This is a genomic window from Hyphomonas sp. UBA4505, assembly GCF_002388685.1.
Taxonomy (GTDB): Bacteria; Pseudomonadota; Alphaproteobacteria; order Caulobacterales; family Hyphomonadaceae; genus Hyphomonas.
This window is the reverse complement of sequence record NZ_DGMZ01000011.1, coordinates 44252-56181: the sequence shown is the minus strand read 5'-3', so window position 1 is coordinate 56181 and position 11930 is coordinate 44252. Positions and strand designations below refer to the sequence as shown.

Genomic DNA, 11930 nt, shown 5'->3' with positions numbered 1-11930 from the left:
AGTCTCTAGTCTTCAACGACCGTTGGAACGGGCGGCAGGCTACAAACATGCGGACGGCCGGGCCCGGTGATCAGGTCGGCAAACAGATCACTGTCCGTGCGCATGACCCAAGCCTGGGGGCGCTCACCTTCCGGCAGGTCAGCCGCTATGGCGGCCGATTCCAACGTGTCCGGATTCGTGACCACTCCATCAGTGCCATCCGGACCTTTCTTGATCGACATGACCACATCCTGCCCGTCAAGCACACGGCCCCAAGCGGTGTACTGCTTGTCGAGATGTTCGGTATGTCCACGCATCAGGAAGAATTGCGAATTGCCGGAGTTCACATCATTGCCAAGGCGCGCAGTAGACACCACGCCCGCGCAATGCGGGATCCAGCTTTCGATGGTTTCGTTCCCGAGGTCTTGAGCCAGCCAAAGCGGGCGGGTCGCGATCGGAAAGCCGTTGATATAGCCATTGTCTGCGTCGTCGCGCTCACCAATCGCATAATCCAGCGGCATCTCCTCCGGATTGCGGCGGAACGTGAATTCAGCTTCGATGCCCGGCAGGCCAGAGCCCGTACCATTGATGGCGCGAATGTCGCCACCTTGCGCCATGAAACCTTCGATCACGCGATGGAACTTGGTGCCCGCATAATCTCCAGACCGGATAATGGTGGAGAACTGCTCGAAATGCTTGGGAGCAACTTCCGGGAACGCTTCGATCAGGATGCGCCCCTTGTTGGTATTGAAAATGAACAGACGCTCTGGGTCAACGGCACGCCAGCTGGCCGTATCGGCCTTGGCGTCTTCAACAGTATAAGTTGCCGGGGCGTCTTCCGCTGGCGCTGCGCTTTCTGTGATATCGGCCGTGGCTGTCAGGGCGATGGCGGAAGCGGCAAGCGCGAAAGCGGCAAACTTCATTTTTCATACTTCTCCAGCAGGGCCCGTTTTACGTCGGGCGTTACAAACGGCGTGATATCTCCGCCCAGGCTCGCGATTTCCTTCACGAGCCGAGAGGCCACGGCCTGATGCCTAACATCGGCCATCAGAAACACGGTTTCAATGTCGGGATTCAGTTGCTCGTTCATGGCGGTCATCTGGAATTCGTATTCGAAATCCTGAACCGCGCGCAGGCCTCGTACGATAATGTGTGCTTCACAAGCCTCGGCGAACTTCATGAGCAATCCATGCATCGGCATGACCTTAATATCGGCCAGGCCCGGTCCGTTCATTTTGGCGCACTCCGACCGCACCATGTCGACCCGCTCCTGTAGCGGGAACAGGGGTTTCTTGGCTTCATTGATCGCCACGCCGATGATCAGCGTGTCCACCAGCTTGCGGGCGCGGCCAATGATATCAAGATGGCCGTTCGTCGGCGGGTCGAATGTTCCTGGATATAGTCCAACGCGATGCAAAAGCCTGTCCTCCCCGCCTTTCAGGTCCGATTTACGTACGGGATTTAGTCTCCCGCATCTTCGGCATCATCCATAGCGGTTTCAGCGTCTTCCACAAGCCGTGCGACAGAAACCACGCGTTCGCCTTCGGCTGTGCGGAGCACCCAGACGCCCCCCGTCGACCGACCGGCGATGCGGATCTGCTCAACAGGCGTGCGGATCAGCTGGCCTGCATTGGTGACCAGCATGACCTGATCGCCGTCGCCCACCGTGAAGGATTGCGCAACCTGTTTGACCGGCCCCTGCTTCTTGTCGCGTCCCCAGATATTCTGGGCGACAAGGCCTTTGCCGCCGCGCCCGGTGACACGGTAGTCATAGGCCGACGAGCGCTTGCCCATGCCGTCATCGGCAATGGTCAGGATGAATTCCTCGGCGGCGCCAAGTTCGGCAATGCGTTCAGCGCTCAAGGCAGCCTCGTCGACGGCTTCTTCGCCATCATCGTCCGAGACTTCCTCTTCCTCGCCCGTCGCAGCGCGGCGCATCGCGGCGGCATGCTTCAGATAGCCGCGCGCTTCTTCCGACGTAACGTCCATATGACGCAGGATGCCCATTGAGATCACTTCATCTCCTTCACCCAGACGGATGCCCCGGACACCGGTCGAATTGCGCCCCGCAAAGACACGGACATCCGGAACGGCAAAGCGGATACACTGGCCAAGCGCTGTGGTCAGCAGGATATCGTCCTTCTCGGAACAGATCTTCACTGACACGATGCCGTCATCATCTTCCAGCTTCATCGCGATCTTGCCGTTGCGGTTCACGCGAGTGAAATCTGACAACTTGTTACGGCGGACCGTGCCGGTCTTCGTCGCGAACATGACGTCCAGCTCATTGCGGGACTCATCGTCCTCCGGCAGCGGCATGACGCTTTCGATACGCTCATCGGCGGCCAGTGGGAAGATATTGACCAGCGCCTTGCCGCGCGAGTTCGGCCCACCAATCGGCAAGCGCCAGACCTTCTCCTTATAGACCATGCCGGCCGAGGAGAAGAAGAGGACTTCAGTATGCGTGGTCGCCGAGAACACGTTCACGACGAAGTCCTCGTCCTTCATGTTCATGCCCGAGCGGCCCTTGCCGCCCCGATGCTGCGTACGATAGGTCGAGAGCGGGGTACGCTTGACGTAGCCGCCATGCGTCACGGCCACGACCATGTCTTCAACCTCGATCAGGTCTTCGTCTTCCATGTCGATGCCGCCAAAGGCGAATTCCGACCGACGTGGAACAGCGAATTTCTCTTTAACTTCAGAGAGCTCGCCCTTGATGATGTCCAGAACGCGCTGGCGCGACCGCAGGATGCTGAGGAATTCCTCGATCTTCTCGGACAGACCCTTGGCTTCATTGCCAATCTCGTCACGGCCGAGGCCCGTCAGACGGGACAGCTGCAGCGCAAGAATGGAGCGCGCTTGCTCATCGGACAGATAGATCGTGTCGCCGTCGCCCTTTCGGGTCCGGCGGTCCGCGATCAGATCCAGCAGCGGGCCCATATCCATGATCGGCCAAGCTTTCTCGAGCAAAGCTTCGCGGGCTGCATTCGGATCGGGCGAATAGCGTATGATGCGAATGACTTCGTCTATGTTGGCCACGGCCATGGCCAGGCCGACAAGGACGTGGGCGCGGTCGCGTGCCTTGTTCAATTCGTGCTTGGTGCGGCGAACCACGACTTCCTGACGGAAAGCCACAAAGCAATCGAGCACTTTGCGCAGGTTCATCAGCTCCGGGCGACCACCATTCAGGGCCAGCATGTTGACGCCGAAACTGGTTTGCATCTGGCTGAAACGGAAGAGCTGGTTCAGCACCACTTCCGCGCTCGCATCCTTTTTCAGTTCGACCACAACACGAATGCCGTTCCGGTCGGATTCGTCCCGCAGGTCAGCGATGCCTTCGATACGCTTGTCACGCACGAGTTCCGCGATCTTTGTAATCATCGCGGCCTTGTTCACCTGATAGGGAATTTCGGTCACGATAATGGCCTGACGGCCATTCTTGGCTTCTTCGATATCGGTCTTGGCGCGCATGATCACGCTGCCGCGGCCGGTGGTCATCGCCTTGCGGCTGCCGGACATGCCCATGATCTGGCCGCCGGTCGGAAAGTCAGGACCGGGGACGATTTCGAGCAGGGCGTCTTCATCCAGCGTCGGGTCTTCGATGATTGCCAGTGTCGCGTCGATCACTTCGCCCAGATTGTGCGGCGGGATATTCGTCGCCATACCGACCGCGATGCCGCCAGCACCATTGACCAGCAGGTTCGGATACTGCGCCGGCAGGACAATCGGCTCTTTCTGGGATCCGTCGTAATTGTCCTGGAAGTCGACCGTATCCTTGTCGATATCGGCGAGCAGATAGGTCGCCTCCTTCGTCATGCGGCTTTCGGTATAACGCATGGCGGCTGGTGGATCATTGTCGATCGAGCCGAAATTGCCCTGACCGTCTACGAGCGTCACGCCCATCGAGAATGGTTGGGCCATGCGCACCAGCGCGTCATAGATCGCAGAGTCACCGTGCGGGTGGTAGTTACCCATCACCGCGCCGACGATATTTGCAGATTTCTTGTACGGCTTGCTGGGCGTATTGCCGCCCTCGTTCATCGCATAGAGAATGCGGCGATGAACAGGTTTCAGACCATCCCGCACATCCGGTAGTGCCCGGCTCACGATGACGCTCATCGCATAGTCGAGATAGGAGCTTTTCAGCTCGGATTCGATAGAAATCAGCTCAATGCCGTCCGGAAGGGACGTGCTGCCCTCTCCGCCATTTTCTGGCGTTTCCGGGTCGTCTGGCGGAGTTGTGTCGTCGCTCATGGAGAATTCGTCCTGGCTACGGTGAAATTAACGGGAATCACCTGTTCCGATACAGGAACATGTCTAGCATCCCGCCATGATTGAAACAAATGCGACAGGGCCAAAATAGCAGTAAATACGGGCGAAATCACCCTAAAACGGGGTCTCGGAAGCAGGGCTCAGCGCCCCGATGGTTTCGAGCGCTTTGCGGACCGCCTCTCTGCGCGTTTTCAGTGCCGGATTTTCAGCGTTCATGTCCAGATTGAACGCGAATGTATATGTACCCGGAGCGCCACCTTCGGTCTGTTCCAGCCAGCCAACATACCAGCCGATATCCGTTTCACCGGGCACACTCTTCCAACCCGTCTTGGCATGGATCGACCAGCCATCACCCTCCTCGGCGAGCATCATCGGAATCGCCTGCTCATAGGTCTGCGCCGAAAGCGGCAAAGTGCGGGCAGACAGTTTCGCGAGAAACACGGCTTGCTCCCGCGCGGAGGTCTTCAGCGGGCCCTTCAGCCAATAGGTCTGAATATCATCCTCGGTGCCCGTGTCAGCGTTCCCATAGCCAAAGCGCGCGAGCCAAGTGCTCAGCGCGACATTGCCGATACGCGGCGTGACCGTCTGGTAAATCCACACCGTGGAACGCTGGAAGGCCGAAGCGAAATCCTGACTTTCATTCCACCCCGGCAAGAACCGCGTCTCACCATCCCACTCAAACCAATCATCGGGGCCGCTGACAGCGCCTGTCTCCAAGGCAATCAGCGTGTGCGGGATCTTGGAGGTCGATGCGGCCACGAAACGCTCAGATGGCCGCTCACCGCTGGTGGTCCATGTCCGACTGTCTTCAAGACGGTAGACGACGAGCGCCGCTGTATCCGGCGTCATGGATTCGCTGGCAAGGACAGAATCAAGATTTCCGACCGGGACGATCGGCGGAGACTGGCATGCGCTCAGTAAGGCGACCACAGTCGCCGCCAACCAGTGCGCAGGATGCCAGCCTGCCCGCATAGCGCTAGAACGGGATCTCGTCGTCGAGGTCCTGGCTGAAACTTTCCTGCGGACCGCTCATTTGGCGCGGCGCGCCGGCCTGCCCCTGATAGCCGCCGAAATCATTGCCGGACGACCGGCCACCGCCTTCATTACGGCTGTCCAGCATGGTCAGCGTGGAATTGAAGCCGCGCAGCACGACTTCAGTCGTGTAGCGATCCTGGCCATCCTTGTCCTGCCATTTGCGGGTCTCGAGTTGGCCCTCAATATAGAGCTTGGAGCCCTTTTTGATATAATTCTGGACAACGCGGACAAGGCCTTCGCTGAAAACCGAAACGCGATGCCATTCGGTCTTTTCCTTGCGTTCGCCCGTATTCTTGTCCTTCCACGTCTCGGACGTGGCGAGCGAGAAGCTGGCGACCTGGCCGCCATTCTGGAACTGGCGGACTTCCGGGTCCTGTCCAACATTTCCGACAAGGATGACCTTGTTCACTGATCCTGCCATGGTTCCAACTCCGCTCCGGTCTGTTTCGCTTTCGATTCGAATCCGCTTTTACTCTGCTCAAGGCGGTGTGTCGCCCGCTGCGGTGAAAATTCCCCCGCCTTCGGCATGAAAAAGCAGCGCCCGCTGTATGTTCACATTTTGTTCTTGTCGTCAAGCTGGACTCAAGGCACACATAGGACCTAGCAGATATTTAGTTCCGTTTCGCTGGCGAAACGAGCATCAATCCAGCAGAGAGCCCGTCAATGGCAGAGTCTCCCTTCATCCGCGTGCGCGGCGCCAAGGAACACAATCTCAAGAATGTCGACGTGGATATCCCCCGCGGCGAGCTGGTCGTGATGACCGGCCTGTCTGGATCAGGCAAATCCTCGCTGGCATTCGACACGATCTATGCCGAAGGCCAGCGCCGTTATGTCGAGAGCCTTTCGGCCTATGCGCGCCAGTTCCTGGAGCTGATGCAGAAGCCGGATGTAGAGAGCATTGAGGGCCTGTCGCCCGCTATCTCGATTGAGCAGAAGACGACCAGCCGGAACCCGCGCTCGACTGTTGGTACGGTCACCGAGATTTACGACTACATGCGCCTGCTGTGGGCACGCGTCGGCATCCCTTATTCGCCAGCTACCGGCCTGCCCATCGAGAGCCAGACCGTCAGCCAGATGGTCGACCGCACAATGGACCTGCCCGAAGGCACGCGGCTCTACCTGCTGGCGCCTATCGTCCGTGGCCGGAAAGGGGAGTACCGCAAGGAATTCGCCGAATTGCTCAAGAATGGCTACCAGCGGGTCAAGGTCGACGGCGAGTTTCACGAACTGGAAAACCCGCCCAAACTGGACAAGAAATTCAAGCATGACATCGACGTCGTGGTCGACCGGATCGTCGTGCGCGAGGGCATGGAACAGCGCCTCGCCGAAAGTTTCGAGACGGCGATCGGACTCGCCAATGGCATCGCTATCGGCGAATATGCCGATCTCGAAGACGGCGAGACCGAGCCGAAGCGCATCACCTACAGCGCCAATTTCGCCTGCCCGGTCTCCGGCTTCACAATCCCTGAAATCGAACCCCGCCTCTTCTCGTTCAACAATCCCTTCGGGGCCTGCCCGACCTGTGACGGCCTCGGACAGCAATTGAAGGTGGATGCCGGACTGGTTGTTCCGGACAAGGATCTTGACCTGCTGAACGGTGCGATCGCGCCCTGGGCCAAATCGACCTCACCCTACCAGACCCAGACTCTGCAGGCCTTGTCGGCGCACTACCGATTTGACCTGAAGAAGCCCTGGAACAAATTGTCGGAGGACATCCACCAGATGATACTGTTCGGCACGGGCGAAGAAGAAATCAATTTTGTCTACGATGACGGCATGCGCCGTTATGAGGTGAAGAAGACGTTCGAAGGCGTCATCCCGAACCTTGAGCGCCGCTATCGCGAAACCGACAGCCAATGGGTGCGTGACGAGATCGCGAAATTTCAGGCAGCCGCACCCTGCCCGGCCTGCGGTGGCAAGCGTCTGAAACCTGAAGCGCTGGCGGTGAAGATCGACAGTCTCGACATTTCCGACGCCTCGGTCTTCTCGATCAAGCAGGCACATGACTGGTTCGCTGCCGTTCACAAGTCGCTGACGAAACAGCAGAATGAGATCGCCGGACGCATCCTGAAGGAAATCAATGACCGGCTCGACTTCCTCAATGATGTCGGCCTGGAATACCTCACGCTCAGCCGCGCCTCGGGCACGCTGTCTGGCGGGGAGAGCCAACGCATCCGGCTCGCCAGCCAGATCGGCTCCGGCCTGACCGGCGTGCTCTACGTGCTGGACGAGCCGAGCATTGGCCTGCACCAGCGCGACAATGATCGCCTGCTGGAAACGCTGAAACGCCTACGTGACCTTGGAAACTCCGTGATCGTCGTGGAACATGACGAGGATGCTATCCTGACCGCTGACCATGTTATCGACATGGGACCGGCCGCAGGTGTGCATGGCGGCCAGATCATTGCCGAGGGCACGCCCGATGAGGTGATGGCCAGTCCGAAAAGCCTGACAGCAGACTATCTGAACGGCACCAAGGAAATCCCGATTCCGACGCGCCGTCCGGTCGAGAAAGCCAAGCGCAAGGTGACCCTGAAGGGGGCCACCGGCAACAATCTGAAAAATGTCGACGCCACGATCCCGCTTGGCAGCTTCACCTGCATCACGGGCGTCTCCGGCGGCGGCAAATCCACGTTGATCATCGAAACGCTCTACAAAGCACTGGCTCGCAAGCTGAACGGCGCGTCCAGCCCGCCACAGCCGTACCAAAGCCTTGAAGGCCTGCAGCATCTCGACAAGGTCATCGACATTGACCAGAGCCCGATTGGCCGTACACCGCGCTCTAACCCGGCCACTTATACCGGTGCCTTCGGCCCGATCCGCGACTGGTTTGCCGGACTGCCCGAGGCCAAGGCGCGCGGCTACGCACCTGGCCGGTTCAGCTTCAACGTGAAGGGTGGGCGTTGTGAAGCCTGTCAGGGCGACGGCGTCATCAAGATCGAGATGCATTTCCTGCCAGACGTCTATGTCACGTGCGAAACCTGCAAGGGCAAGCGCTACAATCGCGAGACGCTGGAAGTCCTGTTCAAGGGCAAGTCGATTGCCGACGTGCTGGACATGACCGTGGAAGACGCCGCGAAATTCTTCTCCGCCGTGCCTGCGATTTCGACCAAGCTCGACACGTTGAACCAGGTCGGCCTTGGCTATGTGAAAGTCGGCCAGCAGGCGACGACTTTGTCGGGCGGCGAAGCCCAGCGGGTGAAGCTCGCCAAGGAACTCTCCAAGCGCGCCACCGGCAAGACGCTCTACATTCTCGACGAACCGACGACCGGCCTGCATTTCGAGGACGTTCGCAAGCTTCTCGAAGTGCTGCACTCCCTCGTCGACACCGGCAACACGGTCGTCGTGATCGAGCACAATCTGGATGTGGTGAAAACGGCGGACTGGGTGCTGGACCTCGGTCCTGAAGGCGGCGATGGCGGCGGCGAACTCGTCGCTTATGGCACACCGGAAGATATTGCTGCCTGCACCGACAGTTGGACCGGTAAACACCTCGCCGAGACGTTCCGACGTCAGGACGAGCGCCGCGCCGCGCGCAACAAGCGATTGCGAGCCGAAAGCACGAGCAAGGCAAAGCCTGCCGCCAAACCGAAAAAGGCCGCCGCAAAGGCGCCTGCGAAAGCCAAAGCTGCAGCTAGGCCGAAGGCCAAGGCCCCTGCAAAGGCCGCAACCAAGGCAACGCCAAAAGCCAAGAGCCCGGCAAAGCGGAAATCCCGCACGCCGAGCCCTGCCAAGTAATCGCCTGTCGCGCTAGACGAAGGTTTCGTTGATCGCCGCCGTGTCCGTCCAGTTCGGGTCGGTCTTCGCAGCCAGCGCTGCGGGGCCACCGAACACATGCATCATGATGCCAGCCAGCCCCATATAGATCAGCCCGAAGAAAATCGCGGGGATGATGAATCCCGGCGATGCAAAGGCAGCAAGTATCGCGGCCGGATCGTCCGATCCGCTCTGCATGACCGGCATCAACGCCAGGACAGCGGTCACCGCGAAGACCAGATACAAGACAAAGATGATCGCCATCATGATCAGCGCCAGGATCAGCCAGCTGCCGATCAACGTCCACACCTTGCCTTTGGTGGCGCGCCACGCACTGCCGAACCGAATCTTGCGATCCCGAATGGTCATGGCGGCCGCGGGTGAGAAACGCACAGCAACCCATATTGCGAACACCATGTAGGCAAGCATGACAATCACCGCCACAGCTCCGGCGGCCAAGGCGCCATCACCGCCCGCGGCGGCTCCGATGATCATGGGGATCATCATCAATATGAACATCCCTATATAAAGCAGGATCAGCAGACCGAACCAGAACAGGCCGACCACGAACAGGCGGCCTTCATCACCGCCAAGCTTCAGGCTGAACCCGTCGGCGCGCATGTAGCGACGCTGGCTGGCGGCTTCGAACATGATCCACATCAGGATACCAAAGACAAAAGAGACCAGATAGCCGAGCGCCACCCGGCCCATATTCTCCAGCATCACCTGATCCATCATGTCGGGATCTTCCATGACGATGGGATTGAACGCAGCACCATAGATGGGCGCCATGAGGTAGAGGCTGAGCCCCTGCACAACAATTCCGATCAGCGCGTATGCCAACGCATACTTCCAGAGAAACCCTTTCGGTCCCCCGGTTTTGCGGAAGTGCCCCATCGCATTCCCGACTGAAAATTCCAGAGTATTCATCAGCTCGCCCTCTCTTTAGCTGAAAGTATCCACACGATACGTATCGTCCACACTGCCGCGCGGGTCATGCCTCGCCGCAAACGCAGCCGGCGCGCCAGCGACATGCATGAGCAGCCCCGACAGGAACAGGCGCGCGATCAGGTAGACGGCCAACACCACGATCACCCCACTGCTCATGAAGGCTGCGGCAATGTCATCGCCAGTCTGAACATTCTCAAATGCTGGCGCCATCATGAACATCATAGGCAACTGGAGCAGTTGGTCGGCGATGCTGACGACGATTCCGCCCACGATGGTGAGAATGAGATATGCACCGAGGATTGGCCAAAACCGTCCACGCGACACGTTCCAGGCATCGAAAAACCGGAAAGCCTTGTCTTTTATGGTGAGACCAAAACACGGTGCCAGCCGCGTCGCGAAAAACGCGTAGACAAAAAACAGCACGATCCAGAGCCCGAATGCACCCAGGATCGTACCCACGACGCGGCTCGCGATCTGTGACTCGGTAACGCCATCGGCCGCAAGCCCCACTGCCGTGGACACGGCCCCAAAGAACATGAGCACCGGTACAATGATGAACAGGGTTTGCATCACGGCCCAACAGAGTCCGACCGCCATCATTCGTATTTCATCCCCTCCGAAACCGAGGGAAAATCGCTCATCGCGAACATATCGTCGTTGCGACGCGGCTTCGAACATTGCCCAGATGATCCAGCTGCCGAGCATGGCGAAGACCGCCCACCCGACCAGTGGCTCCATCGCACCCAATATCGCGGCGAATACGGCTTGAGGGTCCCCCCGACCGACCGAGGCCTGCTCCAGCATTTCTATGGTCTGGAATACTTGTAAAAAATCGTCTTTGGCGAAAATCAGGATCGCCAAGCTGAACAGGGTGAACACACCGGCAAAGGCGAGAGGAAAGACCCAGAGAAAGCTCCGCACATGCGCCGCACGGAACGCGAACATCAGCGCGCCATCAAATGAAAACCGGCTTGGCATGTGGCAGAGCCCCCCTGAACTGCTTATCAGGCGTCAGGATAGGACGATTTAGATGACAGGTGCAATCATTCGCTTGGCTCGGCACCAGGGTGCAGCTGGTGCAGGGTGGCCACCGCCAGGCCATGTCCGCCAAGCAGGAACGGCACCAGCAGGGCCATGCCAATCGCGCCTGACAGGAAGGCCCCAATGGCGCTATCGCCCCAGATATCCCGCAAGGTCCAGTTGATCAGAACCGCCACAGCAAATGGCAGGATGTGTGTCGCCAGTCCCGCGAGACCGAGTTTCACAGCGTGGCCCTTGGTCCATGGCCATGTGCGAAACACCAGTGTCTGGCCCGTCGCAACCGTTGCAGCGCCAACCAGCAACAGACGCAATGCCATGAAGAACAGTATGGCTGCACCCGCCAGACAGGCAAGGATCAGCACCGCGCCATAAGCGGTCGGCAGCATGTCGATCAGCGCGGCCTGCACGACTTCTGGTGGCGTCTCCGCATCAACATCCACCCGACCGGAAGCCTTGAGCAGGATTCCGGGCAGAATCAGGAGGAAGAACCCGATGAAGACACCCACAAACAGGAATGCCACGTAGATCGCCAGATTTGCATGGGCGAGGCGCAACCGGTCTCCCGTCCCGGTGTCCAGCATCGCGCGGTACACAACCAGCGAAAATTCGATGCCGACTACGAACACGACCAGCGCAGCAATGGCCGGCGCTGCATCGCCCATTGAAGATCCAGGTCCCACGGCGAACGTGTAAACCCCGCCTGCCACAATCAGGGCCAGCATGATGACCAAGCTGGGCCGCGCCGCTTTCAGCGCAAGGGACCAAGCCTCTGAAATAAGGCCGGGAATGGAGAGTTCACGAGTCATATCCGACTCCTTACACGCCTCACCGCGCGCTCGCCACGAGGAATCACGGCAAACGCCATCTTGACGGAGGGGCCGTCGCCCCGCACATCC

At 59.2% G+C, this 11930-nt stretch carries 9 protein-coding genes; 1 reads left to right on the top strand and 8 read right to left on the bottom strand.

All coding sequences use genetic code 11. The annotated features are described in order from the left end of the window. Window positions 1–5: 5 nt before the first annotated feature. From B3527_RS07505 to ssb, 5 genes are all read right to left on the bottom strand, one after another. The gene (locus B3527_RS07505) at window positions 6–902 is read right to left on the bottom strand and encodes a peptidylprolyl isomerase (RefSeq protein WP_290479076.1); all 897 of its coding nucleotides are present in this window, start codon (window positions 900–902) and stop codon (window positions 6–8) included. Beyond that, window positions 899–1396: a pantetheine-phosphate adenylyltransferase gene (gene coaD, locus B3527_RS07500; protein ID WP_034814135.1), complete on the bottom strand. Its 498-nt coding sequence runs from the start codon at window positions 1394–1396 to the stop codon at window positions 899–901. The genes B3527_RS07505 and coaD overlap by 4 nt, the downstream gene beginning before the upstream one ends. Before the next feature lie 44 nt (window positions 1397–1440). Further along, window positions 1441–4233, bottom strand: a complete 2793-nt coding sequence (gene gyrA, locus B3527_RS07495; RefSeq protein WP_290479077.1) for a DNA gyrase subunit A — start codon at window positions 4231–4233, stop codon at window positions 1441–1443. 132 nt (window positions 4234–4365) lie between these two features. Beyond that, a complete protein-coding gene (gene blaOXA / locus B3527_RS07490) occupies window positions 4366–5223 on the bottom strand; it encodes an OXA-1090 family carbapenem-hydrolyzing class D beta-lactamase (RefSeq protein ID WP_290479078.1) in 858 nt (285 codons plus the stop codon). A 4-nt stretch (window positions 5224–5227) separates the two neighbouring features. Then, a complete protein-coding gene (gene ssb / locus B3527_RS07485) occupies window positions 5228–5707 on the bottom strand; it encodes a single-stranded DNA-binding protein (protein WP_034814137.1) in 480 nt (159 codons plus the stop codon). A gap of 242 nt (window positions 5708–5949) precedes the next feature. Between ssb and uvrA the strand changes: the two genes are divergently transcribed. After that, a complete protein-coding gene (gene uvrA / locus B3527_RS07480; RefSeq protein WP_290479079.1) occupies window positions 5950–9024 on the top strand; it encodes an excinuclease ABC subunit UvrA in 3075 nt (1024 codons plus the stop codon). Window positions 9025–9036: 12 nt separating this feature from the next. Here the strand turns inward: uvrA and B3527_RS07475 are convergent, their stop codons facing one another. From B3527_RS07475 to B3527_RS07465, 3 genes are all read right to left on the bottom strand, one after another. Next, on the bottom strand, window positions 9037–9972 hold the full coding sequence (locus tag B3527_RS07475) for a hypothetical protein (RefSeq protein ID WP_290479080.1): 936 nt from the start codon (window positions 9970–9972) through the stop codon (window positions 9037–9039). Between the two features lie 15 nt (window positions 9973–9987). Then, the gene (locus tag B3527_RS07470) at window positions 9988–10971 is read right to left on the bottom strand and encodes a hypothetical protein (RefSeq protein WP_206992525.1); all 984 of its coding nucleotides are present in this window, start codon (window positions 10969–10971) and stop codon (window positions 9988–9990) included. A gap of 65 nt (window positions 10972–11036) precedes the next feature. Next, window positions 11037–11840 carry a hypothetical protein gene (locus tag B3527_RS07465; protein WP_290479081.1) on the bottom strand — a complete coding sequence of 268 codons (804 nt, stop codon included), beginning with the start codon at window positions 11838–11840 and terminating at the stop codon, window positions 11037–11039. Window positions 11841–11930 lie beyond the last annotated feature (90 nt).

What these genes read in the sequence shown, in the direction of transcription:
- B3527_RS07505 (WP_290479076.1), bottom strand. Translation starts at nt 902, where the DNA reads ATGAAGTTTGCCGCTTTCGCGCTTGCCGCTTCCGCCATCGCCCTGACA.
- gyrA (WP_290479077.1), bottom strand. Translation starts at nt 4,233, where the DNA reads ATGAGCGACGACACAACTCCGCCAGACGACCCGGAAACGCCAGAAAAT.
- blaOXA (WP_290479078.1), bottom strand. Translation starts at nt 5,223, where the DNA reads ATGCGGGCAGGCTGGCATCCTGCGCACTGGTTGGCGGCGACTGTGGTC.
- ssb (WP_034814137.1), bottom strand. Translation starts at nt 5,707, where the DNA reads ATGGCAGGATCAGTGAACAAGGTCATCCTTGTCGGAAATGTTGGACAG.
- uvrA (WP_290479079.1), top strand. Translation starts at nt 5,950, where the DNA reads ATGGCAGAGTCTCCCTTCATCCGCGTGCGCGGCGCCAAGGAACACAAT.
- B3527_RS07475 (WP_290479080.1), bottom strand. Translation starts at nt 9,972, where the DNA reads ATGAATACTCTGGAATTTTCAGTCGGGAATGCGATGGGGCACTTCCGC.
- B3527_RS07470 (WP_206992525.1), bottom strand. Translation starts at nt 10,971, where the DNA reads ATGCCAAGCCGGTTTTCATTTGATGGCGCGCTGATGTTCGCGTTCCGT.
- B3527_RS07465 (WP_290479081.1), bottom strand. Translation starts at nt 11,840, where the DNA reads ATGACTCGTGAACTCTCCATTCCCGGCCTTATTTCAGAGGCTTGGTCC.